Here is a 24,477-nt window from a genome sequence, read left to right as displayed (position 1 = left end):
CGTGGCGCGCACGGTAATCTGAACGGTCGGGGGACCGAGCGGATCCCTCGTTCTTCGTTTCCGGCAGCTTCAGCGAGGTTCCCATGCCCACCGGCAAGGTCAGGTTCTACGACGAGGACAAGGGCTTCGGCTTCATCTCGTCCGACGACGGACAGGACGTTTTCCTGCACGCCAGCGCGCTCCCCGCCGGGGCGTCCCTCGTGAGCGGGACGCGCATCGAGTTCGGCATCGCCGATGGTCGGCGCGGCCCCTCCGCGCTCTCGGTCCGGGTGCTCGATGCCCCGCCGAGCGCCGTGCGCGCGCAGCGCAAGAAGCCCGACGACATGGCCGTCATCGTCGAGGATCTCGTGCGCCTCCTCGACGACATGGGCGGAGACCTCCGCCGCGGGCGCTACCCCTCGAACGCGCACGCCCGCAAGATCGCGGCCGTCCTGCGAAAGGTTGCCGATGACATCGACGCGTGAGCCCGACGAGCGCCTGACCGGCGCGGGCCCCCTCGCTCTCGCCGCGCTGGCGGAGATCACCCCCGCCGAGACCGTCGGCGCGGCCGCGGGCCACGAGGTGCACGAAGACGGCACGGTGTCGCTGCGGTTCGCGGCGAGCATGCCGGGCTACCCGGGGTGGTTCTGGACGGTCTCCGTCGCAGCCGTCGACGGCGCGGATCCGACCGTGCTCGAGGCCGAGTTGCTGCCGGGCGACGACGCGCTCGTCGCGCCCGAGTGGGTGCCGTGGTCTCAGCGCCTCGAGGAGTACAAGGCCGCGCAGGCGGCCGCCCGTGCCGCGGGCGAGGACATGGACGACGCTGAGGGCGCCTCTCCCGACGGCGACGAGGGTGAGGACGGCTCGGACGACGACGCGGAGGACGACGACGAGGCGTCGTTCCTGCACGCCGGAGACGTGGACGGCGTCGACATCGACGAGCTGGACGCGGGCGCGGAGGGCGAGTCGCCGGACGGCGCGGAGGACGACTCGGAGTGACGGGGCCGGGGCCTAGGATGGGCCCATGACGCTCCAGATCCCCGCTGACCTCCTTCCCGCCGACGGCCGCTTCGGGTGCGGCCCGTCGAAGGTGCGCGACGCGCAGGTGCAGGCGCTCGCGGCGGCGGGCGGATCCCTCCTCGGCACGTCGCATCGCCAGGCGCCGGTGAAGAACCTGGTCGGGAGCGTGCGCGAGCGCCTCGCCGCGATGCTGCGCCTGCCGGACGGCTACGAGGTCATCCTCGGCAACGGTGGATCCACGGCCTTCTGGGACGCCGCGGCGTTCGGCCTGATCCAGACCCGCAGCCAGAACCTCACCTTCGGCGAGTTCGGCGGCAAGTTCGCGGCCGCGGCCGCCGCGCCGTGGCTCGAGACCCCGGACGTGCGACAGGCGACGCCGGGCACGGTGGCGCAGCCCGTGGCGGTCCCTGGGATCGACGTGTACGCGTGGCCGCAGAACGAGACGTCCACCGGCGCGCAGGCGCGCGTGGCCCGCGTCGCAGGAGACGACGGCGCGCTCACCGTGATCGACGCGACGAGCGCGGCCGGCGGCCTCGACGTCGACGCGCGGGAGTTCGACGTCTATTACTTCGCGCCGCAGAAGAACCTTGGGTCGGACGGCGGGCTGTGGATCGCCGCCGTCTCGCCCGCCGCGATCGAGCGCATCGCCGCGATTCAGGCGTCGGGGCGATACATCCCCGCCTCCCTCGACCTCACGACGGCGCTCGACAACTCGCGCAAGAACCAGACGTACAACACGCCGGCGCTGTCGACGCTCCACCTCCTCGACAGCCAGCTGGAGTGGATCCTCGGCAACGGTGGGCTCGAGTGGGCCGCGGCGCGCACGCGGGAGTCGTCCTCGGTGCTCTACGACTGGGCGGAGGCATCCCCGGTCGCGACGCCGTTCGTGCAGAACCTGGCCGACCGCTCGAGCGTGGTCGTCACGATCGACTTCGACGAGTCGGTTGACGCCGCGGCGCTCGCGAAGACCCTGCGGGCGAACGGCATCGTCGACACGGAGCCCTACCGCAAACTGGGGCGCAACCAGCTGCGCGTGGCGACCTTCGTCTCGATCGAGCCGGACGACGTGCGCCAGCTGACCCGCAGCATCGACTACGTGCTCGCGCACGGCTGAGGCGGCTCGGCGCGCCGCGCCACGGCCCGCCGCGCGGGTTAGGATCTCCTTACCCCATTTCGCAACGAAAGCGCCGCGATGACTGATCTGATCGACACCACCGAGATGTATCTCCGCACCGTCCTCGAGCTCGAGGAGGAGGGGATCGTGCCCCTGCGGGCGCGCATCTCGGAGCGGCTCGGGCACTCGGGTCCGACCGTGTCGCAGACCGTCGGGCGCATGGAGCGCGACGGGCTCATCCGCGTGGGCGAGGACCGCCGCCTCGTGCTGACCGTGGACGGACGCCGGAAGGCGATCGAGGTCATGCGCAAGCACCGGCTGGCGGAGCGCCTGCTCAGCGACGTGATCGGGCTCGATTGGGCCTATGTGCACGAGGAGGCCTGTCGCTGGGAGCACGTCATGAGCGAGCTCGTCGAGCGCCGGCTGGTCGAGCTGCTCGGCCACCCCGACGAGTCCCCCTACGGCAACCCCATCCCCGGGCTGGGTGAGCTCGGCGACGTCGCGACGTCGGCCACCTTCGACGAGGGCGTCATCGGTGTCGTCAAGAAGCTGGACCTCGCGGGGGAGCCGATCCGCGGGACGGTGCGCCGGCTCGCCGAGCCCGCGCAGGTGGATCCCGAGCTGCTGAGCCAGCTGCGGGAGGCCGGGGTGGTCCCGGGAGGTACCGGGGCGTTCGAGTACAACGAGGGGTATGTGCTCGTCCGGATGGACGGCGCCGAGAACGGCCTCGAGCTCCCGATCGACGTCGCCTCGCACGTCTTTCTCGTCGCCGACTGACGCGCGGCCGTCAGCGGATTCTGGCCCGGGCGTGACTTTGCCGTTATCTTTCGTTACCATTTGGTGATACCCGGCGCCCGCGCCGGGGGCTCTGTGGGAAATCGCCTCGTGTGGTTCGCCCCTCCCGCAGAGAGACACTGTGCCCCCAACCAGTGCTGGCGAATCACCGCGTTCCCGACGCGCGAGGCGATGGAGGAACCCGATCTTGGCAGACGACATGACGGCGCGCGACGAGCTCGCCCCCGACGACGCGCAGGTACCCGCTGCGCAGCCCCTCACGAGCCGCAAGATGCTCGCCGCCGCCCGCAAGGACATGCGTGAGACCGAGCGCGCGGCCCGCCGCGCGGAGGCTCATCAGGCGTCGCGCCGCTTCACGCCCCTGCGTGCCGCGGGAACGCTGGCCGCGGTGTGCGCGCTCATCGCCGGCGTCGCGATCCCCGCGTATGCGGCGACGCAGCAGGACGCGTCCTCGGAGACGGCGAGCGTGCGCGAGGCCGCCGAGGGCGACGCCCAGTCGCTCGAGGTGAGCGAGGACGCCGCGTCGACCGACCTCACGGCGACGACCTACGCCGCGACCTCCTCCGAGGAGATCGAAAAGATCGAGGCCGAGCGCGACGCCCTCGAACGCGCCGAGGCCGAGCAGGCTGCCGCGGAGGAGGCCGCCGCGGAGGCGGCGGCTGCCGCCGAGACGACGGAGGCCGCCGAGACGACGGAGGCCGCCGAGACGACCGGGACCGTGGCGAGCGCCGAGGCGCCCGCGCCGACCGTCGTCGACGGCGCCGTGAACCCGCTGCCGGCGGGCTCGTACTACGTCAGCCGCTCCGTGAGCTCCGGCCACGACGGCACCGACATGGTCGCTCCGGCCATGACGCCGATCTACGCCGTCAAGTCCGGCACAGTGACCGTCTCAAGCGAGGGCTACGGCGGCTGGGGCGTGACGGTTGCGATCGATCACAACGACGGCACGCAGACCCTCTACGGCCACATGACGTACGGCACGCGCCAGGTCGCGGCGGGCCAGGCCGTGGAGGCCGGGCAGATCATCGGGTACGTCGGCTCGACCGGCCGCTCGACGGCGAACCACCTCCACATCGAGCTGCGGATCAACGGCGTGATCGTCGATCCGATGAACTACCTGCCGATCTAATCAGGCAGCTCGCGATCGAGCCCGCACCGACGACACGGTGCGGGCTCGATCGCATGTTGCACGAAATTCATTCGGCATTCGTCTCCCGGGCGTGTCCGCTGGGCTATCCTAATCGCGTCGTCGCGACGACGAGGGAGAGGAAGGCCCATGGACCAACGCCCACGCATCCGAACCACGGATGCGCTCGGACGCTATGTCCTGAGGCATTGTGCGCACACGAGCCGCGGCGCCGCCGCGGTGTGCCATCGAGGCGCTGTCATTGCGACAGCGCCTTTTTTCGTGCCCTCCGGCCCGCGCGACGACAATCCGCAACTCCCGGAAGCCATCCGGGAAGGGAAGAAAGGTCGCATATGCGCACCCTCGTGTTGAATGCCGGATTCGAGCCGCTCGCTGTGGTCTCGTTCAAGCGCGCGCTCGTGCTCGTGATGAACGACAAGGCGAATGTGATAGAGCGGATGGAGAACGCTCCCGTGTGGAGCGTTTCCGGCCCGCACGATCGCCCCGCCGTGATCGTTCTGAATAGATATGTCAGAATTCCGCACGCGCGTCGCATTCCCGTCACCCGTCGCGGAGTTCTGCGCCGCGACGGCTATCGCTGCGGGTACTGCGGTCGCGCCGCCAACACGATCGACCACGTCCTCCCGCGCTCGCGGGGTGGCGCGGACTCCTGGGAGAACCTCGTTGCGGCCTGCGTGACGTGCAACAACGTCAAGAGCGACCGGACGCCGCAGGAAATGGGCTGGAAATTGCGCCACGTCCCCGCGATTCCGCGCGGAAACAGCTGGGCGGTGCGCGGATCCGAAAAAGCGGACCCCTCGTGGGAGCGCTATTTGGAAATGGCCGCTTAGGCAGCGATTGAAATATCGCATTCGATAAGCAATTTCACGTGCACACGGGTTATGGTGTCGTTATGGCGAGAAAGATTGTTCATCAGTTGGTCGACGACATCGACGGAACCGTGCTGGAGCCGGGCGAGGGCGAGACGATTCTTTTCTCCCTCGACGGCAAGAGCTACGAGATTGACGTGAGCGCGGAAAACGCGCAGGCCGTGCGCGACGCATTCGAGCCGTTCGTGTCTTCGGCGCGGCGTATCTCGGGGGCCACGGCGGCCCCGAAGGCTCGCGGTGCGCGCTCGAGCGGCGGAAGCGGTCGCGACCTCGCGGCCGTCCGCGAGTGGGCGCGGGCGAACGGGCACACGGTCAGCGACCGCGGGCGCGTCCCCGAGGCGGTCCTGCAGGCCTACGACGCCGCGCACTGACGCGACAAGCCCACGCGCCCTCCCAGATAGACTGGGAGGGCGCGTTGGCGCATGCCCCTGTAGCTCAGTGGATAGAGCGTCGGTTTCCTAAACCGTGCGTCGCAGGTTCGAGTCCTGTCAGGGGCACTTTTTCAGACGTACTAGAACCTGAGACATCGAAAGTTGTCTTGGGTGCGGTGATTGCGGCGGGCGGTGGGGTGAGGCGGATCGTGGCCTCGCCGTCTTCTCCGATGTCGATGCCGCCGGTGAGTGCCTGGTTCGCGAGGCGTTTGCCGTGGTTGTCGGCTCGCGCGTACATTGTGGCGCAGTCGATCAGGAGGCGCAGCGCGGCGGTGAGGTGACGTCGGGTGCCTTCGCTGCCCTCGCGCTCGCGGGTTAGACGGCGGTTGATGTCGGTGAGTCCTGCCCGGATGCGGTCTTGGTGTCGTTTGAGGGTGTCCAGGTCGATGGCGTCGGCGAAGTGGGCTGCGAGCAGCTTCTCGCTCTCGTCGTGAAGGCGCTTGGAGCCTGACCCGCTTTTCCGGACACCAACTTTGAGGCGATGATCGTCTCGGAAGGAGTCCGTGAGATGCCTGCTGCCCACCCGCCGGAGTTCCGGCGTCGAGCCCTCGATCTCGTTGCCCAGGGCAACCCGGTCGCGCAGACCGCGCGTGACCTCGGGATCAGTGAGTCGTGCCTTCGGAACTGGATGAACCGTGACGCGGTCGACCCCGGCCGCAAGGCCGGGGTCACGACCGATGAGCATAAGGAGATCGTCGAGCTGCGTCGCCGGAACCGGGTGCTGGAGATTGGAGATCGAGATCCTCAAGCGCGCGTCGGCGTACTTCGCGAGGGAGAACGTGCTCCCAAAATAGGGTTCCGGCTGGTCCAGGAGTTCGCCGCCGACGGTGTTCCCGTCGCGGTGGCCTGCCGGTTCCTGAACATCTCGACCTCCGGCTTCTACGAGTGGAGCAGTCGGCCACCCTCACCGCGTGCTGTCGCGGATGCGGAGCTGACGACCACGATCCGTCAGATCCACGCCGACTCGCGGGAGACGTATGGTGCTCCGCGGGTGCTTGCCGAACTGCGGCTCGGGCTCGGGGCGCTCACGTCGGCCGCAAACGCGTCGCCCGGCTGATGCGGATCGATGGGCTCGTGGGCGTCTCGCACCGTCGAAAGCGGCGCGGGTGGAAGCCAGACACGGCCACGCACGAGGACCTCGTGAAGCGGCAGTTCCGTGCCGACGCGCCCAACCGGCTGTGGTTCTGCGACATCACGCAGCACCGCGCGAAAGACGGATGGGTCTACTGCGCCGCCGTGATCGACGCGTACTCGCGGCGGATCGTGGGGTGGTCGATCTCGGACCGGATCACCGCGGAGATCGTCGCCGACGCGCTAGAGATGGCCCGCTGGCGACGACGGCCCGAACCTGGAACCGTGGTCCACGCGGACCGAGGAGCGCAATACACGTCCTGGCTTTTCGGGCACAGGCTCCGCCAAGCCGGGCTCCTCGGATCGATGGGACGCGTCGCATCCAGCGTCGATAATGCGCTCATTGGGTCGTTCTGGTCGACCATGCAACGCGAGCTCCTCGACCGCTCCGCCTGGACCTCACGAGCCGAGTTGTCATCGGCGATGTTCGAGTGGATCGAGGCGTTCTACAACCCCACCCGCCGGCACACCGCGCTCGGCAACCTCAGCCCCGTGGAGTTCGAACGACTTCACATCCCCGCCGCAACCGCGGCATGATCAACAAAGAGAAACCGTCCGGGAAACCGGGTCAGGCTCCTCCATCGCGCTCGGAGTCGCGTCCGTCGTGGGCTTTAACGCGTCTGTGGTCGGCACCATACTGAGTATCCATTCGACGGTAGAGGCATGTTGATGAAAGACAATCCGTACACTCACCCGTTTGCCTTCGTGGCATACACCGTGTTCGCGCTGCTAGTACTCGCCTTGGCCGTCCTGTGCGCCGTCGCCGCCGTCACGGGCTTTGCTCCGTGGTACCTGTTCCTCATTCCACTGGTCCTCTCGGTTGCTTTGTCAGTTCTGGTGATATCGCGGTTCCCACGGATGATGCGTCGCAGCGAGGAGTCCGCGTCGCAGGGTGACGATGGCTAAACCCGGAGGACCTCCTCCGGGGATCGTCCTCACGGTGATGCAAGGGTGACAATGCACTCAACGTCACCCAAGAGGAGCTTTGTGCCGGCAGGGATCATGGTGGGCTCGCCGGGAGTGAGTACGCGTGGGGGAGTGGTCAGCACCTCGATGCCATTGGGGGCGTTGAGGTCGGTGACGATGATCCGCGAGCGCTCGTCGACGTCGATGGCTGCGTGGGTGCGGGAGAGCTGACGGCCGGGACTGTGGACCGTGATCGGGTGGCGCCCGTCGACGGCGCGGGGTTCGCGGCCGATGACGACGCGGGCGGGGACTGTGACGGCGCGTTGTGTGCTGAACGTCAGGTGCAGGACGGCGGGAGGGGTGGCGTGGATGCGCGTTGCTTCCGTGTCCTCGTCGAGGTTTGCGGGGTCTTCGACCGCGGGGCGATTCACCCGCCTTGCCTGATCCCACACGGTTTCCAGCCGCTCGAACCGAAGCAATTCGTTCGGTTTCAGTCCAGCAGTGAGCACCGAATCCCCGCCCTACGGCAGCAGCCCGTGGCGTCGGGCCGCCGCGACCGCGGCGTGGCGTGTCGAGGCGTCGAGGCGGGACATCGCGGATGCAAGGTACGCCTTGACGGTCGCCTCGCGCAGGCCCAGGCGCTCGGCGATCTCGGCGTTCGTCGCGCCGAGCGCGGCGCACGCGAGCACGTCCACCTCGCGCGGCGCCAGCCGGATCTCGGAGGCCCGCGGCGGGGCGTCCGCGGAGAGCGCCGCCAACCGCCGTTCGACGGCCGCGAGGCGGCCGCGGAGGCCCGCGTCGTCGACCTCGGCGGCGATGAGGCGGAGCTCCGCGTAGGTCGCGCGCAGCTCCTCTCGCTGCGCCGCGGGGAGGGGGCCGGGCGCGTCGCGCGTGTCCTCGGGTGCGCTCGGCCGATCCGCGAGCGCCGCGGCGAGGCGCTCCGCGACGCCGACCGCGGGAGCCGCGGCGACGCCGCCCACGGTGGAGGAGCCCCACGCCCCGCCGTACAGGAGGCCGCGCGGGCGTCCCGCGACGACGACGGGCACCGCGATGAGCGTGCCGATCCCCTCGCCGAGGATGAAGCCGTCGTAGTCGTGCGTGATCTGCCTGGCGGTGGCGTAGTCGCCCGTCATGCGCGGGCGCGCCTCGGCGACCGCCCGCCCGCCCAGCCCGCGGTCGGGCGCGACGGCGAGCCCCGCGAGCGCGTCCGTGCGGTTTCCCACGATGCGGGTCACGCGCGTGACCCGGTCCTCGTCCGCGAGGCCGCCAAAGGCGAGGGGGAACCGCGTGACGGCCGCGAACTCCTCGACGGCGCGGGCGAGAAGCTGCTGAGCGCTCGGGTCTGGGGGCGTCGCCGACATGGTGCCTACCGCCTTTCGGGGGTGACGGCCCGCGGGCCGAGTTCGTAGCGTCGTGGACAGCTCGGGGCCCCACGAGGGATCCCGGGTTCCCGAGGCGGCGCAACGGTGCGTCGCCCAGCGACATGCGGCAAGGAGGCCACATGACGGACAAGGATACTGCCACGACACCCGCTCGGGTCGTGGACTACATCGCGGTGGAAAAGTCGGAGACGTTCCGCGGACTGAAGCGGACGCACCGGTCGTTCGTGTTTCCCATGGCCGCGCTTTTTCTCGTGTGGTACTTCGCGTACGTGCTACTCGCCGGGTGGGCTCCCGAGTTCATGGGGCAGCGCGTCTGGGGTGACGTCACGGTCGGCCTTCTCCTCGGGCTCGGCCAGTTCGTGACGACGTTCGCCATCACGATGGGCTACGTCGCCTTCGCGAATCGCCGGCTCGACCCGGTGGCACAGCGGATTCGCGAACAGCTCGAGCGCGAGGAGGCCGGCCGATGAGCGGCGCGCTGGAGACGGCGGCGAACGTCGTTACCGAGATCGAGAACAACCCGATCCTCAACATGTCGATCTTCGCGGCGTTCGTGGCCGTGACGATGTTCATCGTCATCCGCGCGAGCCGCAACAACGCCTCGGCCGCCGACTACTACGCGGGCGGGCGATCGTTCACGGGGCCGCAGAACGGCTTCGCCATCTCGGGCGACTACCTCTCGGCCGCCTCGTTCCTGGGTATCGTGGGAGCGATCGCGGTCAACGGCTACGACGGGTTTCTCTACTCCATCGGCTTCCTCGTCGCATGGCTCGTGGCGCTCCTGCTCGTCGCGGAGCTGATGCGCAACACGGGCAAGTTCACGATGGCCGACGTGCTGTCGTTCCGCCTCCGACAGGCACCCGTGCGCATGGCGGCCGCGGTCACGACCCTGGCCGTGTGCTTCTTCTACCTCCTCGCGCAGATGGCCGGTGCGGGCGGGCTCGTGTCCCTACTGATGGGCATCGACGGCGCGATCGGGCAGTCGATCGTCATCGCTGTCGTGGGCGTGATCATGGTGCTCTACGTGCTCATCGGCGGCATGAAGGGCACGACCTGGGTCCAGATTGTCAAGGCCTTCCTCCTCATCGGCGGCGGCATCGTCATGTCGATCTGGGTGCTCGCGCTCAACGGCTTCAGCATCAACGCGCTGCTCGAGTCGGCCGTCGCAGCCTCGCCGCAGGGGGAGGCGATCCTCAGCCCCGGGCTGAAGTACGCCAACCCGCTCGACTTCCTCTCGCTCGGCCTCGCGCTCGTGCTGGGCACCGCCGGCCTGCCGCACGTGCTCATGCGCTTCTACACCGTGCCCACGGCGAAGGAGGCCCGCCGTTCCGTTGTCTGGGCGATCTGGCTGATCGGGCTGTTCTACCTGCTGACGCTCGTACTCGGCTATGGCGCGGGCGCCCTCGTGGGCCCCGAGCAGATCGAGGCCGCGCCCGGCGGGGTGAACTCGGCGGCGCCGCTGCTCGCGAACGCGCTCGGCGGGCCGCTCCTCATGGGGTTCATCTCCGCCGTGGCGTTCGCGACCATCCTCGCCGTCGTGGCCGGGCTGACGATCACCGCGTCGGCCTCGTTCGCCCACGACATCTACGCGAACGTGTGGAAGAAGGGGAAGGTCACGGGCGACGGCGAGGTGCGCGTCGCGCGGATGACGACGCTCGTCGTCGGCGCGCTCGCGATCGTCGGCGGCATCGGCGTCCAGGGCCAGAACGTCGCGTTCCTCGTGGCGCTTGCGTTCGCGGTGGCCGCCTCGGCGAACCTGCCGACGATCCTCTTCTCGCTGTTCTGGCGCGGGTTCACGACGATGGGCGCGGTCCTCAGCATGTACGGCGGCCTCGCGGCCGCCGTCATCCTGATCGTGCTCTCGCCCGTGTTCTCCGGATCCGACACGAGCGTCTTCCCGGGCATCGACATCGCCGTGTTCCCGCTGACGAACCCGGGCATCGTGTCGATCCCCGTCGGGTTCCTGCTGGGATTCGTCGGATCCTTCATCGGGCGCGGATCCGAGGATCCGAAGGTGGCGGCGGAGATGGAGGTGCGCTCGCTCACGGGCCACGGGGCCGAAAAGGCCGTCGAGCACTAGGACAGCGGCAGGCGGGGCGCGCGGCCATCGCGTCGCGCGCCCTACGTGGTCGGCCAGATCCCGCTGGAGCCGCGGCGGTGGCTGCCGACGAGGTGCGTGTCGACGATGCCGATCGCCTCCATGAGCGCGAACATCGTCGTGGGTCCGACCCACCGGAACCCGCGGCGCTTGAGCTCGCGCGAGAGGGCGATCGATTCGTCGGACGTCGACGGCACCTCGTCGGGGGTCCGCGGCGCGGGCGTGGCCGCCGGGCGGAACGACCACACGAGCTCTCCGAGGTCGGTGCCGTCCTCGCGCAGGCGCAGGGTCGCCCGGGCGTTGTCGATCGTTGCGAGGATCTTCGCGCGGTTCCGAATGATGCCCGCGTCCGCCAGAAGGCGGGAGAGATCGGCGTCGCCGAACGCGGCCACGCGCGCGGGGTCGAAGCCCGCGAACGCGTCGCGAAACGCGGGGCGCTTGCGCAGGACTGTCGCCCAGGACAGGCCGGACTGAAACGCCTCGAGGCTGAGGCGTTCGAACACGCCGCGTTCGTCGGTGACGGGCAGGCCCCACTCGTCGTCGTAGTAGGCGCGCAGCAGGTCGCTCGCCGCGGCCCAGGCGGGGCGCACGAGCCCGTCGGCGCCCTGGACGAGCCCGCGGGGGAGGGTGGTGTCGGTCATGCCCCCATCCTCTCCGGCCCGCGCCGCCGCCGCGCGGACGGGGAGCCGGATCCGGGGAGAACGGGGCGGATCCGCGCCCTGGGGACGAGCGGGAGGTCGGATCCCGACATCCGGCGCGGCGGATTGCGGCGCGCACGGCGATCCGGGGCGAGAAATGGGCGCCGCGTGCGTACCCTTGCGCCTGTGTGGCGTATCAAAGGCTCAGCGGCGCTGTCCGGGACGGAGGACGGCGTGAACCCGAGCGATCTCCAGGTGGCCGAGCCCGGCGTGCCCGTCGGCCACGCCGCCGACGTCGAGCGCGAGCGCCTGCGCGACGCCGCGTCGCGCCTCGGGGGGCGCTCGACGCTCCTCCAATATCGCGAGGTGCCCGAGTCGTTCATCGAGATCACGACCGCGCACCCCGGGAGCCTGCCGCAGTTCATCACGGGTCGCTCGACGCTCCTGTCGAACCTGTTCCGCGACGAGGTCGCCCTGCGCACGGCCCGTCTGGCGGCCGAGCGGATCGCGGCGAAGAACGTCGAGCTACGCACGGCGCGCGGCATCGACGCCGTGCGCCTCGCCGTCGGGCTCGCGTCCTGGCGCGTGGGGTCCGAGCGCTTCACGGCGCCCGTGCTGCTCCGGCCGCTCGCGCTGCGCCGCCACCACGCCGACTTCGAGCTCAAGCTCCGCGGCCACTTCCGCGTCAACCCCGAGTTGCTCCGCGCCGCGCGGGACCACTTCGGCATCGACCTCGACGGGGCGGCGCTCGCCTCGCTCGCCTACGACGACGGCCTCTTCCAGCCGCAGCCCGTCATCGACCGGTTGCGCGCCCTCACCGCCCACGTGGACACCTTCTCGGTCAAGCCGCGGCTGTTCGTGTCGACCTTCGCCGACGTCTCGGGTCCCGTCGTGCGAGACCTCGCCTCGGCCGACCATCCGCTCCTCAACGCGCTCGGCGGGCACGAGGAGGACCTGCGCGCCGTGCAGGCGCCGCGCCCCGCGCCGATCGCGTCGGGCCCCGACGACCGCGCCCCCGCGTCCGACACGCTGCTCCTCGACGCCGATGCCGAGCAGGAGGCGGTCCTGGCTCGGATCCGCGCGGGGCACTCCCTCGCCGTGCACACGCTCCCCGGCACGGGCGGGATGCAGACGGTCATCAACGCGATGGGCGAGTTCGTCCGCGCCGGCAAGCGCGTGCTCGTCGTGAGCGCGCGCCGCGCAACGCTCGAGGGCGTCGCGCACCGCCTCCGCGGTATCCACCTGGAGTCGCTCGCGGTGACGCCCACGGCGCTGCGCACGGACCTCATCCGGGCGATCGGTCGCAACGAGAAGGCGACGCAGCCGCGCGTGACGGACGTCGACGACGCGCTCGTGCGGCTGCGCACGGTGCTCCGCGACTACCGCGGCGCGCTGACGCGCCCGCGCGATCGCCTCGGGGTGTCGGTCCTCGACATCACGCGCGAGCTCACTCGGCTCGCCTCGCTGCCGGTGCCGCCTTCGTCGTCCGCGCGCCTGGGGATCCGCGCGCTCGAGAAGCTCGCCGACGATCGCTCGAGCGCCGCGCGCACGCTGGCGCTCGCCGCGCGCCTCGGCGAGTTCCGGACAGGACCCGACGACTCGCCCTGGTACGGCGTGAGCTTCGAGACCACGGAGGCCGCACGCGCGGCGCACGCCCTCGCGGGGCGCCTGCACCGCACCGACGTGCCGCAGCTGCTGGAGCGCGGGTACGAGCTCATCTCCCAGACGCGCATGCGCCCCTTTGCGACCCTCGACGAGCTGGGGGAGTACCTGCGCCTGCTGCACGGGATCCGCGACTCGCTCGATCGGTTCCAGCCGATGGCCTTCGAGCGCCCGCTCGCCGACATGATCAAGGCGCACGGGACGCGCCGCGACGCCCAGTCGATGTCCGGCGCGCAGCGGCGCCGCCTCAAGCGGCTCTCGCGCGAGCTCGTGCGCCCGGGCGTGCACGTCGCCGACATGCACGACGCCCTGACGCGGATCCAGCACCAGCGCGCGCAGTGGCAGCACCTGTCCGAGGGCGCGAGCGTCCCCGAAGTGCCGCTCGGGCTCGCCGACGCGCAGGTCGAGTGGCAACGCGTCGAGGCGGACCTGGGAGAGCTCGACCAGGCGCTGGGCCGCGGCACGCGGCTGGCCGCGCTGCCGGTGGAGCGGCTGATCCGCACGCTCGCGGGGCTCGCCGCCGAGTCCGACGTCTTCGAGAACATCGTCGAGCGCGCCGAGCTGCGCGCGACGCTCGACGAGCTCGGCCTCTCGCCGCTGCTCACCGAGCTGTCCGTGCGCCACGTGGACGAGGCGCGCGTCGGCGAGGAGCTCGAGTTCACCTGGTGGCAGTCGGCCCTGGAGCACCTGCTGCAGAGCGACAAGGCGCTGCTCGGGGCCTCGACGAGCGTCGTCGATCGCCTGGAGAAGGACTATCGACTCGTCGACGAGGCGCACGCCGCCGCCTCGGGCCCGCTTCTGGCCTGGCAGCTGGCCGCCCAGTGGAAGATCGGCATCGTGGACGAGCCGGACGAGTCCGATCGCCTGCGGCGCGCGCTCATGCGCGGCGAGGTGACGGCACGGCAGGTCCACGAGGACGCGCCGCAGCTCATGCGCACGCTCGCGCCGGTCTGGCTCGCGTCGCCGTACGACGTCCCGCAGCTTCCCGACACCGAGCGCTTCGACGCCGTCCTCCTCGTCGACTCCGCGGCGATCTCCCTCGCGGAGGCGGCCCCGGCGATCCGCCGCGCGAACCAGGTCGTCGTCTTCGGCGATCCCGTCACGCAACGCCCCACGCCGTTCGCGGTCTCCACCGCCGCCGCCGTCGAGCCCGAGCGCGAGGATCCGGCGCGCGCCGAGCGCAGCGCGTTCGAGCGGATCGCCGAGGTCCTGCCCGTCGAGACGCTGACGCGCAGCTACCGCTCGGGCGGGGAGGATCTCGCGCATCTCGTCAACGACGCGTTCTACGGCGGGGAGATCTCCTCGCTGCCGTGGGCGGGGTCCTACCTCGGCCGCGGCAGCCTCACGGTCGACTACATCGAGGGCGGCCAGGGCGCGCCCGACCCGCGCACGGGCGCGGTCGAGAGCCCGGATCCCGAGGTCCAGCGCGTCGTCACGCTCGTCGTCGAGCACGCCGTCAACCGCCCGCGCGAGTCGCTCATGGTGGTGACCGCGAGCCGCCGACACGCCGACCGCGTGCGCGCCGCGGTGACCGCCGCGTTCGCGGGCCGCGGCGACGTCGCGGACTTCGTTGGGCGCGAGACGGCCGAGCCGCTCGCGGTCCTCACGCTCGAGGAGTCGGTCGCCGAGAGCCGGGACCGCGTGATCTTCTCGCTCGGCTACGGCGTGACGCGTCACGGGCGCGTGCTGAGCGACCTCGGCGACCTGTCCGGTCCGGACGGCGAGCGCCTCCTCACGGTGGGCATGACGCGCGCGCGCCGCTCCATGGTGATCGTCACGTGCGTGCGCCCGCCGGACATCGACGACGGCCGGTTCTCCACCGGCGCCGCCCTGCTCATGGACCTGCTGCGTTCCTACGAGGAGCGCGCGCGGGAGCCGCGGCGCGAGGACGACGCGGATCCGCTGACACGGGTGCTCGCCCGCGAGCTGCGCCGCATGGGCGCCGCCGTCGAGATGGACTATCGCGGGCTGCTCCCGCTCGTCGCGCAGGCGGGCGGCAAGGCCGTCATCGTGGAGTCCGACCCGGAGACGCGCGGCGAGTCCCTGCGCGAATCGCTGCGCCTGCGCCCGCAGGTCCTGCGCCGGCTCGGCTGGCACTACGTCCGCGTGCACGCGTTCGACCTGTATAGCGACCCGCGCGCTGTCGCGGAGCGCGTCGCGGCCGTGCTGGGGATCCGCGCCGAGGTCGAGCGCGTGGACGCCGACACCGCCCCGATCATCGATTGAGCACCGTGACGGAGAAGGACCCGCGGCAGCGCGTGGAGCGGGTGCGGGGGGCGCGCCGGGCGCGGCTCACGCCCGTGCCGGACACGCTGACGGACTCGGAGGCCGAGGCGACGCTGCGGGCCAAGGATGAGCGGCCCGCGCCGCCCACGGGGACGCCGGGCGCCAACGACGACCGCCTGCGCCGCGACGTCCCGCCGCACTACGAGTGAGACGCGACACAGCGGGCGCCGGATCGGATCCGGCGCCCGCTTTCGCGCGCCGGGGTCAGGACTGCTTCTGCGCCGCGAGCAGGTCGCGGATCTCGGTGAGCAGCTCCTCCTGGCTCGGCGGGTTCACGACCTCGGGCTCGCCCTTCTTGCGGCGCTCGGCCAGCTTGTTCATGGGCATCACGAGGACGAAGTAGACCACCGCGGCGATGGCGAGGAAGTTGATGATGGCCTGGACGATCCCACCGATCCCGATCGACGCCGTGGCGAAGATGCCGGGGATCTCGATGACCCAACTGGACAGGTCGCCCGTCGGCACGAACGCGCCGAGGAGGGGGTTGACGATGTAGTCGACGAACGCCGTGACGATCGCCGTGAACGCGGCGCCGATGACGACCGCGACCGCCAATTCGACGACGTTGCCGCGCATGATGAAGTCTTTGAAGCCCTGGAACACGATCGTGCCCGCCCTTCTGGGGCGCGCATCGTGCGCCCCGCCGTGTGGATCCAGCGCCCGTCTCAGGCGCTGGCGGCGACCGCCCCCGAGCTGCCGCTCGTCGATGCCGCCTGAGACGATGATGCCGGTGCCGCGGCCGATTTCCCCTCGGCCGCGCCGGTGCTCGCGCGCGCGTCGGTGCGATAGAAGCCGGATCCGTTGAAGGTGACGCCGATGGATCCGTACTGCTTGCGCAGCGCCCCGCCGCACGCGGGGCACTCGGTGAGCGAGGCGTCGCTGAAGGACTGGACGGCGTCGAAGGCGTGGCCGCAGTCCTTGCAGGCGTAGGCGTAGGTGGGCATCTCGGGGGACCTCCGAAAGGGGATCGCCGGGCCGTGCGGGCGGGCTCAGCGATCGAACGACAGGGTGCGGGCCGGCGTGAGCGCCCCCGACATCGGCACATCGTGCGACTCGCGCGGGAGGGCGTCGACCACCTCGACATCATAAATCACGGCGTAGACCGGCGGCGGGGCCGCGAGGGCCGCGAGGGCCGCGAGGGCGCGGTCGTAGTAGCCGAGGCCCCACCCGAGGCGCGTTCCGCGCGCGTCGACGGCGGCGGCCGGCGCGAGGACGAGGTGCGCCTCCGCGAGCGGATCCCCGCCGAGCGCGGGGCCGGCGGGCTCCGGGACGCCCAGGGGGCCGGTGCGGCTCGTCCCGTCGTCGTCCGCCCACGCGAGCCGGCCGCCCGGGCGGCTGAGGGGGAGGATCACGCGGATCCCGCGCGCGCGAGCCGCCGCGAGGAAGGCGGACGTCGGGGGTTCCTGCGGAGCGGCGAGATAACAGGCGACCGTCCGCGCGCCGAGGCCGCCTGCGAGGGCGAGCGCGCGGGTCGCGATCCGGCGGTCGGCGTCGGCGACGGCGCCGGCCGACAGTGCCCGACGAGCGTCGCGAATCCGGCGGCGGATGTCCCGCTTCGTTCTCACGTCCCCCGCGTCCACGGCATCAGGCTACGCGGATCCGCGGGGCGGCGAACGCGGCGATGCCGGTGGCGTCGGTAAGGTGAAGCCATGGAACCTGCCAAGATCAAAGCTGTCATGCCGGTCGCGGGTCTCGGCACCCGCTTCCTCCCCGCCACGAAGGCGACGCCGAAGGAGATGCTCCCGGTCGTCGACAAGCCGGCCATCCAGTACGTCGTCGAAGAGGCCGTCGCCGCGGGCATCCGCGACGTGCTCATGATCATCGGGCGCAACAAGAACGCCATCGCCAACCACTTCGACTCGGTCCCCGAGCTCGAGGAGAAGCTGACCGCCAAGGGCGACGACAGCAAGCTCGGCAACGTCCGCAAGTCGAGCGACCTCGCCGACGTGCACCTCCTGCGCCAGGGCGAGCCGAAGGGCCTCGGCCACGCCGTCTACCGCGCCAAGCAGCACGTGGGCGACAGCCCGTTCGCCGTCATGCTCGGCGACGACCTGATCGACGAGCGCGACCCCCTGCTCCCGAAGATGATCCAGGTCAACGAGCAGAAGAAGGCCATGGTCGTCGCCCTCATGGAGGTCGACCCCGAGCAGATCCACCTTTATGGGTGCGCCTCGGTCGAGAAGACCGATGACCCCGACGTCGTGAAGATCCTCGACCTCGTCGAGAAGCCCGCGAAGGAGGACGCCCCGTCGAACCTCGCGATCATCGGCCGCTACCTCCTCACGCCCGAGATCTTCGACGTGCTCGAGCACACCGAGCCGGGCAAGGGCAACGAGATTCAGCTGACGGACGCGCTGAAGGAGGTCGCCGCCGACGACGAGAACGTCGACGTCTACGGCGTCATCTTCCGCGGCCGCCGCTACGACACGGGCGACAAGCTCGACTACATCAAGGCGATCATGCGCCTCGCGGCCGACCGCGAGGACCTCGGGCCCGAGCTGCGCCCGTGGTTCAAGGAGTTCGCGGCTACGCTCTAGCCACACCGGGCGTCCGCCCACACGCACCAAGGAGAGCCGGATGGACACGCTCGATCGCTCGCACGGCGACGTGTCCATCCGGCTCGTCCGTCCCCGGGACGCGCGGGTTCTCGAGTACGAGCTCGCGACCAACCGTTCGTGGCTCGTGCCGTGGGAGGCGACGAACCCCGACGGCGCGGTGTCGATGGACATGCGCGCGGGCATCCGCCGGCTCCTGCAGCAGCATCGCGACGGCGCGGGCGTCCCGTTCGTGATGGAGCATCAGCGATCCGTCGCGGGGCAGCTGAACGTGTGGGGCATCGCCCGCGGATCCCTCTCGTCGGCCACGATCGGCTACTGGGTGTCGCAGCGCTTCGCCGGGCGCGGGATCACGCCGACGGCGGTCGCGCTCGCGACCGACGCCTGCTTCCAGATGCTCGGGCTGCACCGGATGGAGATCTGCATCCGCCCGGAAAACGCGCCGAGCATTCGCGTCGTCGAGAAGCTCGGGTTCCGGTACGAGGGGTACCGGCGGCGCTATATCCACATCAACGGCGACTGGCGCGACCACTACGCCTTCGCGCTCACGCGGGAGGACGCCCCCGAGGGCGTCCTGCGGCGCTTCGTCGAGGGGCGCGCCCCCGAGGAGGCCGCGCGCGTTCCGGAACGGGACCGCCCGCACCTCGCGTGATCTGCCCGCAACGCGGCTCTGATACCTCTAGCGGCATGAGTATCACGCTGCGCGGGGCGCGCGCCGTCTGGACGCCGGGGGCCGAGCACGCCGGCGACATCCACATCCGCGGCGATCGGTTCGCCGACACGGGGGATGCGACGGGGGAGGTGATCGATGTCTCGGGCTGCGTCGTTACCCCGGGGCTGGTCAACGCGCATCACCATCTCCTGCAGAGCGGCTTTCGCACGCTTCCCGGCACGCGCGGGGTCGCGATGCGGGACTGGCTGCCGGCCATGGCTGCGGCGTATTCCGAGGCGGGCATTGACGGCTCTCTCACGGAGTCCACGGCGCTCGTGGGACTCGCCGAGGCGCTCCTCTCGGGCGTGACGACGGTCGCAGACCATCACCTGAACTGGCGGACGGGCGGCGGCGAGCACGCGGTCGATGTCGCCGAGGGCGTGGCGCGGGCCCGCGCGCGGCTGGGGGCGAGGTTGGTCTTCGTGCGCGGGACCGCCGGCGACGGGCCGGACGTCGCTGCCACCGGTGCCGACGCCATCGCGGCGGCGCTGGCCCCCGGACGGGGAGGCGTGACCCCCGACGGGCTCGTGCAGGTCGCCGTAGGCCCCGCGGGGGTGCACAGCGATCGGCCGGAGACCTTCGCCGCGCTCGCGGACGTCGCACGGGAGCGCGGGTTGCGACGGCGCACGCAGGCGAACGAGCAGGTCGACACCGAGATCGCGCTCGCGCGGTACGGCCGACGCCCGCTTGAGCTGCTCGAGGAATGGGGCTGGTTGGCACCCGACGTCACGGTCGCGCACCTGTGCGACGTGACCGACGGCGAGATCGCCCTGCTCGCCGACCGCGGCGTCACCGCGACGCACGCGCCCGGCTGCGACGTGCCCATGGGATGGGGGATCGCGCCCGTCGCCCGGCTGCTCGCGGCGGGGATCCGGGTGGGGCTCGGGACGTCGGGCGGCGGGAGCAATGACGCCGGCCACCTGCTTGCCGACGCGCGCCTGGCGATGCAGGTCTCGGGTCTCGTGGGCCCGCCGCTCGCCGCGCGCGACGTTCTCGAGGCGGCCACCGCGGCGTCCGCGGACGGGCTGGGTCGACCGGAGCTCGGCCGCATCGCTCCCGGCGCAGCGGCGGACGTGTGCGTCTGGGATGTGTCGGGCGCGGCGGATGCCGGGACCGCGGATCCGGTCGCCGGGCTCGTGTGGCTCAGCCCGGGCCGCCGGCCCCGCCACGTCATCGTGGCGGGCCGGGTCGTCGTGCGCGACTACCGCCTCGTCGGGGCCGACGAGGAGGAGCTCGTCCGGCGCCTCGCCGAGCGTGTCGGGCGCTGAGGCTTCACACGTCGAGGACGAGCCGCGGGCACGCCGCGCGCGAGACGCAGATCATCATGACGGGGCTCGTTTCCCGCTCGGCCGCGCTGAGGACGCGGTCGCGGTGGTCTACCTCCCCCTCGACGACGACGGTCTCGCACGTGCCACACGTGCCCTCGCGGCAGGACGAGACCGTGAACACGCCGCGATCCTCGAGGGTCTCGAGGATCGACCGGTCGGCGGGGACGTCGATCACCTCGCCCGTGGACATGAGCTCGACCTCGAAGGCCTCGGCGGCGCGTTCCGGCTCCGCGGGCGCCACGGCGAACGGCTCGACGTGCAGGCGCGCGGGGCCGGCGGCGGCGAGCGCCGCGAGGAGCGGATCCGGTCCGCACGCCCAGATGGGCGCGGAGCCGGCTTCCGCGACGATCGCGGCCGGGTCGGCCCGGTCGCCCTCGGCGCTCACATGTAGGCGGACGCGGTCGCCGAGCGCGGCGATCTCGGCCGCGAAGGGAACGGCGGCGCGCGTGCGGACGCTGTAGTGCAACGTCCACTCGGCGCCGGCGCGGTCCGCCGAGCGCACCATCGGCAGGATGGGCGTGATCCCGATGCCGCCCGCGACGAATACCGCGCGCTCGCCCGACCCTGGCGCGTCGAACGCGAAGTTCGAGCGCGGCCCGCGCGCGCGCACGACGGCTCCCTCGGCGAGCGCGTGCGCCGCGCGGGAACCACCGCGCCCCGCGTCCTCGCGGAGGATCGCGACGCGCCAAATATCCCGATCCTCGGGGTCCGCGCTCAGCGAATACTGCCGCTCCAGACCGTCTTCGAGCACGAGGTCGATGTGCGCGCCGGGCTCCCACGCCGGCAGCGGGCGACCGTTGGCGGCGGCCAGCGTGAGGGAGACGATGCCGGGGGTCTCCTCAACGCGGCGGCGCACGACCAGCTCGCGCTCGACGTCGCTGAAGAAGCTCATGCGCTCCTCTCCTCTCCGGCGCCGCCGCGCGGTCCGCGCTCCTTCACGACCATGAGGCGGTAGGGCGCGCCGTCGGCGCTGGCCCATCGGTGCGGGGTCCCGCCGCGGTAGTAGAGAGACCCGCCCGTCGGCACGCGCTGGGGGCCGCTGGGGCCCGCGTCGATGAGGGCCTCGCCGGCGATGACTGCGACGAACTCGTCCTCGGGGTGGGTGTAGAACTCGCCCAGGTCGGTGACGGTACCGGTGACGTCGATGACCGTGAAGCGCGTGTCGCCGGAGGTGAGGACGCGCGCGTCGGCGCCGCCGAACGACCCGACGGCCGCCTCGGGAGCGTCGAGCGACGTCCCGCTCATGAGCTCGACCTGGCTCGTGCCGAGGGCGCGGGCAAGCCGCGAGAGCGATTCCAGGCTGGGGTTCGCCCGCCCCCGCTCGAGCTGACTGACGAAGGGGTGGGACAGGTCGGCGCGCTCCGCGAGCTGAACGATCGTGAGGTCGAGGGCGCGGCGACGGGCGCGGATCGCGGCGCCGAGGCGGGCGCCGGAGGTGTCGCTCATGGGGCCTCCAGGGTGATGCACGGAAAGACAAAAAGCCGAAACGCCGGGGAAACATGTCGCGTCTAGCGTCGGCGATGTTGATCACATCAACATTTCTTCCTCACAAGGTGTACCACATGGACGTTTCCTCCCCCCGCCGCCTCCGCGGCGCCACCCTGGCCGACGGGCGCGTCGTCGACGTTGTCCTGGACGGCGAGACCGTCGACGCCGTGACCGACGCGGTCGCGGGCGCCCCCCTCGTGGATGGCGACCTCGACCTGGGCGGCTTCCTGTTGCTGGCCGCGCCGGCCGACCCCCACACGCATCTCGATAAGGCGCTGTCGTGGGACGCGATCCGCCCCGTGTCGGGCGACCTCGAAACGGCGATCGCGTCCTGGACCGACTTCATCCGCGGCACGACCGAGGACGAGATCCGCGGCCGGGCGGTGCGCGCCATCGAGCGCTACGTCGCGAACGGCACGACGGCCCTGCGCACCCACGTTGACGTGCCCTCCGAGGGCGACCCCGCGCGCGGCGTGCGCGCCGTGGCCGCCGCCCGCGCGCAGTTCGCGGGCATCGTCGACATCGAGATCGTGGCGCTCGCCGCTCGCGACATCGACCCGGCCCGCGTCGAGGCGGCGCTCGCCGAGGGCGCCGACCTGGTGGGCGGGGCGCCGCATCTCGCGACCGACGAGGACGCGGACCTCGCGCGCCTCCTGGACGTCGCGGAGCGCCACGGCGTCGGGGTCGACATACACGCCGACGAGGCGCTGCGCCACGGCGACACCCTCCGATTGATGTCGCGCCGCACCGCGGACTGGACCGTCACGCGGACGGCGAGCCACTGCGTGCGCCTGTCGATGATGACGGCCGACGAGCTGGATCCGTTGCTCGCGGAGGTCGCGGCCGCCGGCATCGGAGTGGTCGCCAATCCCCTCACAAACCTCTACCTTCAGGGCTGGGACGACCCCGTTGCCACGCCACGCGGCGTCGCCCCGGTGGGGCGGCTCCGGCGGGCCGGGGTGACGACCGCGGCCGGCGGCGACAACATGCGGGATCCGTTCAACCCGGTCGGGCGAGCCGACGCCTTCGAGACCGCCATGCTCCTCGTCGCGACGACCCACGTCTCGATCGACGAGGCCTGGGACGCGGTGACGGATGCGGCGCGCGAGGTCATGGGGCTGCCCGCGGCGGGCCCCGTGCCCGGCCGTCGCGCGGAGCTCCTCGCGGTGCGCGCCGACTCGCTCGCCGACGCCGTGGCGTTTGCGCCCGCCGAGCGGATCGTCTTCTCGCGCGGCCGCGTGGTCGCGCGTATCGACTCGACGCGCTGGATGGCCCCGCGCGCACAGGAGGAGGCCCGATGAGCACTGCGACGATCGACAAACCGCGCGAGACAGCCGACGCCCTGGTCGACTTCCGCGACGTCGGAATGACCTACGACGACGGCACCGTCGCACTCGAGCACGTCGACATCACGGTCCGGCGTGGCGAGTTCGTCACCGTCGTCGGTCCCTCCGGGTGCGGCAAGTCGACGCTGCTGCGTATCGCCGCCGGGCTCGAGAGCCACACGGCGGGGGACTGCAACACGCACACCGACCGCGTGGGCTTCGTGTTCCAGGACGCCACGCTGCTGCCCTGGCGCAACGTCCGGAAGAACGTCGAGCTGCTCGCGGAGCTGAACGGGCAAACCCCCGCCCAACGTGCCGCCGCGGGGCAGGAGGCGATCGACCTCGTGGGCCTGGCGGGCTTCGAGGGGTCGATGCCGCGTCAGCTCTCCGGCGGGATGCGGATGCGCGCCTCGCTCGCGCGCTCGCTGACGCTGAACCCCGACCTGTTCCTCTTCGACGAGCCGTTCGGCGCGCTCGACGAGATCACCCGCCAGCGCCTGAACGACGAGCTCCTCCGGCTCTTCGCTCAGCGGGGGTTTGGCGGCCTCTTCATTACCCACTCGGTCGCCGAGGCCGTATATCTCTCGACCCGCGTCGTCGTGATGTCCGGCCGACCCGGCCGCATCGTCGACGTCGTCGACGTTCCCTTTGACATGCCCCGAGACCCCGAGATCCGCTTCTCGAGCGAATTCGGCGCGCTCGTCGGGCGCGTCTCGCACGCCCTCAAGGAGGCCCACGCATGACGCAGCTGACCGCGGCGCCCGCCGCACCCGCTCCCGTCGCGACGCCCGCCAGGCGGACACCCGCGCCCGCCTGGCTGCACACCGCCTGGCCGCCGTTGGTCGTGTTCGGCATCATCCTCGTGGCCTGGTCGGTCGCGAGCGTCATGCTCGGCGACCGGAGCTTCCTCCTGCCCGCCCCGTACCGAATCTTCACGGACGGACTGTTCGACCCGATCACGGGACCGGAGATCCTCGAGGCGCTCGGTCAGACGACCCTCGTCGCCTTCATCGGTCTCGCGATCGCCGTCGTCCTCGGCATCGGGTGGGCGGTCGTGATGCTGCAAGCGAAGTGGGCGGAGCGCTCGCTGTACCCCTACGCCGTGATTCTGCAATGCATCCCGATCCTCGCGCTCGTCCCGCTCATCGGCTTCTGGTTCGGGTACGGCCTGCCCGGTCGCATCATCGTCTGCGTCCTCATCTCGTTGTTCCCCATGGTCTCGAACACACTGTTCGGGCTCCAGTCGGTGGACAAGTCGCAGAAGGAGCTGTTCCAGCTGCAGCGCGCCGGGCGCTGGACCACTCTGCGAAAACTGCAACTCCCCGCCGCGCTGCCGTCGATCTTCGTGGGGCTGCGCACCTCCGCGGGCCTGTCGATCGTGGGCGCCATCGTGGGCGACTACTTCTTCCGCCGCGGGACGCCCGGACTCGGATCCCTCATGAGCGCGTATACGTCGCGCCTGCTCGCGGCCGAGCTGTACGCGTCGGTCGTCGTCGCCGCCCTCCTCGGCGTCGCCATCTTCGTGGGCTTCGGCCTGCTCTCCCGCCTCGTCGTCGGCCGCTGGTACGACGCCACTAAGGCCTGACCCCTCCCACCCCTCCAGGAAGCGAG

General features: G+C 71.3%; 28 protein-coding genes and 1 tRNA gene. 21 read left to right on the top strand and 8 right to left on the bottom strand.

Annotated features, from left to right (window positions below):
- Window positions 1–83: 83 nt before the first annotated feature.
- The 11 genes from GJQ66_RS04110 (at window position 84) to GJQ66_RS04060 (ending at window position 7,392) form a co-directional block, all read left to right on the top strand.
- A complete protein-coding gene (locus GJQ66_RS04110; protein WP_155048081.1) occupies window positions 84–464 on the top strand; it encodes a cold-shock protein in 381 nt (126 codons plus the stop codon).
- On the top strand, window positions 448–978 hold the full coding sequence (locus GJQ66_RS04105; RefSeq protein WP_155048080.1) for a DUF3027 domain-containing protein: 531 nt from the start codon (window positions 448–450) through the stop codon (window positions 976–978). The genes GJQ66_RS04110 and GJQ66_RS04105 overlap by 17 nt, the downstream gene beginning before the upstream one ends.
- Window positions 979–1,003: 25 nt before the next feature.
- Window positions 1,004–2,113 carry a phosphoserine transaminase gene (serC, locus tag GJQ66_RS04100; protein ID WP_155048079.1) on the top strand — a complete coding sequence of 370 codons (1,110 nt, stop codon included), beginning with the start codon at window positions 1,004–1,006 and terminating at the stop codon, window positions 2,111–2,113.
- A gap of 78 nt (window positions 2,114–2,191) precedes the next feature.
- Complete coding sequence (locus tag GJQ66_RS04095; protein WP_155048078.1) at window positions 2,192–2,890, top strand: metal-dependent transcriptional regulator; 699 nt, start codon at window positions 2,192–2,194, stop codon at window positions 2,888–2,890.
- 205 nt (window positions 2,891–3,095) lie between these two features.
- On the top strand, window positions 3,096–4,037 hold the full coding sequence (locus GJQ66_RS04090; RefSeq protein WP_230379262.1) for a M23 family metallopeptidase: 942 nt from the start codon (window positions 3,096–3,098) through the stop codon (window positions 4,035–4,037).
- Window positions 4,038–4,387: 350 nt separating this feature from the next.
- Window positions 4,388–4,885, top strand: a complete 498-nt coding sequence (locus GJQ66_RS04085; protein ID WP_155048077.1) for an HNH endonuclease — start codon at window positions 4,388–4,390, stop codon at window positions 4,883–4,885.
- Window positions 4,886–4,947: 62 nt separating this feature from the next.
- Window positions 4,948–5,295 (top strand): Lsr2 family protein, encoded by a 348-nt coding sequence (locus GJQ66_RS04080; RefSeq protein ID WP_155048076.1) that lies wholly within the window; start codon window positions 4,948–4,950, stop codon window positions 5,293–5,295.
- A gap of 53 nt (window positions 5,296–5,348) precedes the next feature.
- Window positions 5,349–5,421, top strand: a tRNA-Arg gene (locus GJQ66_RS04075).
- 442 nt (window positions 5,422–5,863) lie between these two features.
- Window positions 5,864–6,412 carry a transposase gene (locus tag GJQ66_RS04070; protein ID WP_196215806.1) on the top strand — a complete coding sequence of 183 codons (549 nt, stop codon included), beginning with the start codon at window positions 5,864–5,866 and terminating at the stop codon, window positions 6,410–6,412.
- Window positions 6,412–7,023, top strand: coding sequence for an IS3 family transposase (locus GJQ66_RS04065; protein ID WP_196215815.1), 612 nt, complete (start codon window positions 6,412–6,414; stop codon window positions 7,021–7,023). Before GJQ66_RS04070 ends, GJQ66_RS04065 begins: the two co-directional genes overlap by 1 nt.
- Window positions 7,024–7,149: 126 nt before the next feature.
- Window positions 7,150–7,392, top strand: a complete 243-nt coding sequence (locus GJQ66_RS04060; RefSeq protein ID WP_155048073.1) for a hypothetical protein — start codon at window positions 7,150–7,152, stop codon at window positions 7,390–7,392.
- 29 nt (window positions 7,393–7,421) lie between these two features.
- On the opposite strand, the gene GJQ66_RS04055 is transcribed toward GJQ66_RS04060, so the two are convergent.
- Together GJQ66_RS04055 and GJQ66_RS04050 are read right to left on the bottom strand one after the other, a co-directional pair.
- A complete protein-coding gene (locus GJQ66_RS04055) occupies window positions 7,422–7,823 on the bottom strand; it encodes an FHA domain-containing protein (RefSeq protein WP_196215805.1) in 402 nt (133 codons plus the stop codon).
- 90 nt (window positions 7,824–7,913) lie between these two features.
- Window positions 7,914–8,753: a LuxR C-terminal-related transcriptional regulator gene (locus GJQ66_RS04050; protein WP_155048069.1), complete on the bottom strand. Its 840-nt coding sequence runs from the start codon at window positions 8,751–8,753 to the stop codon at window positions 7,914–7,916.
- A gap of 140 nt (window positions 8,754–8,893) precedes the next feature.
- Between GJQ66_RS04050 and GJQ66_RS04045 the strand changes: the two genes are divergently transcribed.
- Both GJQ66_RS04045 and GJQ66_RS04040 read left to right on the top strand, forming a co-directional pair.
- A complete protein-coding gene (locus GJQ66_RS04045; RefSeq protein ID WP_155048068.1) occupies window positions 8,894–9,244 on the top strand; it encodes a DUF485 domain-containing protein in 351 nt (116 codons plus the stop codon).
- Entirely contained in the window at window positions 9,241–10,854 is a 1,614-nt protein-coding gene (locus tag GJQ66_RS04040) for a cation acetate symporter (RefSeq protein ID WP_155048065.1), read from the top strand. Before GJQ66_RS04045 ends, GJQ66_RS04040 begins: the two co-directional genes overlap by 4 nt.
- A 41-nt stretch (window positions 10,855–10,895) precedes the next feature.
- Here GJQ66_RS04040 and GJQ66_RS04035 read toward each other — a convergent pair whose 3' ends face one another.
- Window positions 10,896–11,513, bottom strand: a complete 618-nt coding sequence (locus GJQ66_RS04035) for a DNA-3-methyladenine glycosylase I (protein ID WP_155048064.1) — start codon at window positions 11,511–11,513, stop codon at window positions 10,896–10,898.
- A 183-nt stretch (window positions 11,514–11,696) separates the two neighbouring features.
- Here GJQ66_RS04035 and GJQ66_RS04030 point away from each other — a divergent pair, with 183 nt between their 5' ends.
- Entirely contained in the window at window positions 11,697–15,398 is a 3,702-nt protein-coding gene (locus tag GJQ66_RS04030) for an AAA family ATPase (protein ID WP_368732646.1), read from the top strand.
- Window positions 15,399–15,403: 5 nt separating this feature from the next.
- Window positions 15,404–15,607: a hypothetical protein gene (locus GJQ66_RS04025; protein WP_230379261.1), complete on the top strand. Its 204-nt coding sequence runs from the start codon at window positions 15,404–15,406 to the stop codon at window positions 15,605–15,607.
- A 55-nt stretch (window positions 15,608–15,662) separates the two neighbouring features.
- Here GJQ66_RS04025 and mscL read toward each other — a convergent pair whose 3' ends face one another.
- From mscL to GJQ66_RS04010, 3 genes are all read right to left on the bottom strand, one after another.
- Window positions 15,663–16,061 carry a large conductance mechanosensitive channel protein MscL gene (gene mscL, locus GJQ66_RS04020; RefSeq protein ID WP_368732645.1) on the bottom strand — a complete coding sequence of 133 codons (399 nt, stop codon included), beginning with the start codon at window positions 16,059–16,061 and terminating at the stop codon, window positions 15,663–15,665.
- Between the two features lie 62 nt (window positions 16,062–16,123).
- Window positions 16,124–16,402 (bottom strand): FmdB family zinc ribbon protein, encoded by a 279-nt coding sequence (locus GJQ66_RS04015; protein ID WP_155048059.1) that lies wholly within the window; start codon window positions 16,400–16,402, stop codon window positions 16,124–16,126.
- Window positions 16,403–16,447: 45 nt separating this feature from the next.
- Complete coding sequence (locus GJQ66_RS04010; RefSeq protein ID WP_155048057.1) at window positions 16,448–17,023, bottom strand: 5-formyltetrahydrofolate cyclo-ligase; 576 nt, start codon at window positions 17,021–17,023, stop codon at window positions 16,448–16,450.
- Window positions 17,024–17,107: 84 nt separating this feature from the next.
- On the opposite strand from GJQ66_RS04010, the gene galU reads away from it, so the two are divergent.
- Genes galU through GJQ66_RS03995 form a run of 3 tightly spaced genes read left to right on the top strand, consistent with a single transcriptional unit; the run spans window position 17,108 to window position 19,993 of the window.
- On the top strand, window positions 17,108–17,995 hold the full coding sequence (galU, locus tag GJQ66_RS04005) for a UTP--glucose-1-phosphate uridylyltransferase GalU (RefSeq protein ID WP_155048055.1): 888 nt from the start codon (window positions 17,108–17,110) through the stop codon (window positions 17,993–17,995).
- A 40-nt stretch (window positions 17,996–18,035) separates the two neighbouring features.
- Window positions 18,036–18,665 (top strand): GNAT family N-acetyltransferase, encoded by a 630-nt coding sequence (locus GJQ66_RS04000; protein ID WP_155048053.1) that lies wholly within the window; start codon window positions 18,036–18,038, stop codon window positions 18,663–18,665.
- Window positions 18,666–18,700: 35 nt separating this feature from the next.
- Window positions 18,701–19,993, top strand: a complete 1,293-nt coding sequence (locus GJQ66_RS03995; protein WP_155048052.1) for an amidohydrolase family protein — start codon at window positions 18,701–18,703, stop codon at window positions 19,991–19,993.
- Window positions 19,994–19,997: 4 nt separating this feature from the next.
- Here GJQ66_RS03995 and GJQ66_RS03990 read toward each other — a convergent pair whose 3' ends face one another.
- Together GJQ66_RS03990 and GJQ66_RS03985 are read right to left on the bottom strand one after the other, a co-directional pair.
- The gene (locus GJQ66_RS03990) at window positions 19,998–20,945 is read right to left on the bottom strand and encodes a PDR/VanB family oxidoreductase (protein WP_155048049.1); all 948 of its coding nucleotides are present in this window, start codon (window positions 20,943–20,945) and stop codon (window positions 19,998–20,000) included.
- Window positions 20,942–21,499, bottom strand: a complete 558-nt coding sequence (locus GJQ66_RS03985; protein ID WP_155048047.1) for a helix-turn-helix domain-containing protein — start codon at window positions 21,497–21,499, stop codon at window positions 20,942–20,944. Before GJQ66_RS03985 ends, GJQ66_RS03990 begins: the two co-directional genes overlap by 4 nt.
- 116 nt (window positions 21,500–21,615) lie before the next feature.
- Between GJQ66_RS03985 and GJQ66_RS03980 the strand changes: the two genes are divergently transcribed.
- From GJQ66_RS03980 to GJQ66_RS03970, 3 genes are read left to right on the top strand one after another with little or no spacing between them, the layout of a single operon-like run.
- A complete protein-coding gene (locus GJQ66_RS03980; protein ID WP_155048046.1) occupies window positions 21,616–22,842 on the top strand; it encodes an amidohydrolase family protein in 1,227 nt (408 codons plus the stop codon).
- Window positions 22,839–23,609, top strand: coding sequence for an ABC transporter ATP-binding protein (locus GJQ66_RS03975; RefSeq protein WP_155048045.1), 771 nt, complete (start codon window positions 22,839–22,841; stop codon window positions 23,607–23,609). Before GJQ66_RS03980 ends, GJQ66_RS03975 begins: the two co-directional genes overlap by 4 nt.
- On the top strand, window positions 23,606–24,451 hold the full coding sequence (locus GJQ66_RS03970; RefSeq protein WP_155048043.1) for an ABC transporter permease: 846 nt from the start codon (window positions 23,606–23,608) through the stop codon (window positions 24,449–24,451). The genes GJQ66_RS03975 and GJQ66_RS03970 overlap by 4 nt, the downstream gene beginning before the upstream one ends.
- The last annotated feature ends 26 nt before the right edge of the window (window positions 24,452–24,477 follow it).

The sequence above is a fragment of the Microbacterium sp. ZXX196 genome (genome assembly GCF_009709595.1).
In the GTDB taxonomy this organism is placed as follows: Bacteria; Actinomycetota; Actinomycetes; order Actinomycetales; family Microbacteriaceae; genus Microbacterium; species Microbacterium excoecariae.
This window is presented reverse-complemented; position numbering and strand designations above follow the sequence as displayed.

Bases quoted from the DNA above. Each gene is read 5' to 3' on its own strand.
- GJQ66_RS04110 (WP_155048081.1), top strand. From the start codon at position 84: ATGCCCACCGGCAAGGTCAGGTTCTACGACGAGGACAAGGGCTTCGGC.
- GJQ66_RS04105 (WP_155048080.1), top strand. From the start codon at position 448: ATGACATCGACGCGTGAGCCCGACGAGCGCCTGACCGGCGCGGGCCCC.
- serC (WP_155048079.1), top strand. From the start codon at position 1,004: ATGACGCTCCAGATCCCCGCTGACCTCCTTCCCGCCGACGGCCGCTTC.
- GJQ66_RS03980 (WP_155048046.1), top strand. From the start codon at position 21,616: ATGGACGTTTCCTCCCCCCGCCGCCTCCGCGGCGCCACCCTGGCCGAC.
- GJQ66_RS04050 (WP_155048069.1), bottom strand. From the start codon at position 8,753: ATGTCGGCGACGCCCCCAGACCCGAGCGCTCAGCAGCTTCTCGCCCGC.
- GJQ66_RS04085 (WP_155048077.1), top strand. From the start codon at position 4,388: ATGCGCACCCTCGTGTTGAATGCCGGATTCGAGCCGCTCGCTGTGGTC.
- GJQ66_RS04095 (WP_155048078.1), top strand. From the start codon at position 2,192: ATGACTGATCTGATCGACACCACCGAGATGTATCTCCGCACCGTCCTC.
- GJQ66_RS03975 (WP_155048045.1), top strand. From the start codon at position 22,839: ATGAGCACTGCGACGATCGACAAACCGCGCGAGACAGCCGACGCCCTG.
- GJQ66_RS04080 (WP_155048076.1), top strand. From the start codon at position 4,948: ATGGCGAGAAAGATTGTTCATCAGTTGGTCGACGACATCGACGGAACC.
- GJQ66_RS04000 (WP_155048053.1), top strand. From the start codon at position 18,036: ATGGACACGCTCGATCGCTCGCACGGCGACGTGTCCATCCGGCTCGTC.
- GJQ66_RS04035 (WP_155048064.1), bottom strand. From the start codon at position 11,513: ATGACCGACACCACCCTCCCCCGCGGGCTCGTCCAGGGCGCCGACGGG.
- GJQ66_RS03970 (WP_155048043.1), top strand. From the start codon at position 23,606: ATGACGCAGCTGACCGCGGCGCCCGCCGCACCCGCTCCCGTCGCGACG.
- GJQ66_RS04015 (WP_155048059.1), bottom strand. From the start codon at position 16,402: ATGCCCACCTACGCCTACGCCTGCAAGGACTGCGGCCACGCCTTCGAC.
- galU (WP_155048055.1), top strand. From the start codon at position 17,108: ATGGAACCTGCCAAGATCAAAGCTGTCATGCCGGTCGCGGGTCTCGGC.
- GJQ66_RS03985 (WP_155048047.1), bottom strand. From the start codon at position 21,499: ATGAGCGACACCTCCGGCGCCCGCCTCGGCGCCGCGATCCGCGCCCGT.
- GJQ66_RS04065 (WP_196215815.1), top strand. From the start codon at position 6,412: ATGCGGATCGATGGGCTCGTGGGCGTCTCGCACCGTCGAAAGCGGCGC.
- GJQ66_RS04040 (WP_155048065.1), top strand. From the start codon at position 9,241: ATGAGCGGCGCGCTGGAGACGGCGGCGAACGTCGTTACCGAGATCGAG.
- GJQ66_RS03995 (WP_155048052.1), top strand. From the start codon at position 18,701: ATGAGTATCACGCTGCGCGGGGCGCGCGCCGTCTGGACGCCGGGGGCC.
- GJQ66_RS04045 (WP_155048068.1), top strand. From the start codon at position 8,894: ATGACGGACAAGGATACTGCCACGACACCCGCTCGGGTCGTGGACTAC.
- GJQ66_RS04070 (WP_196215806.1), top strand. From the start codon at position 5,864: ATGCCTGCTGCCCACCCGCCGGAGTTCCGGCGTCGAGCCCTCGATCTC.
- GJQ66_RS04060 (WP_155048073.1), top strand. From the start codon at position 7,150: ATGTTGATGAAAGACAATCCGTACACTCACCCGTTTGCCTTCGTGGCA.
- GJQ66_RS03990 (WP_155048049.1), bottom strand. From the start codon at position 20,945: ATGAGCTTCTTCAGCGACGTCGAGCGCGAGCTGGTCGTGCGCCGCCGC.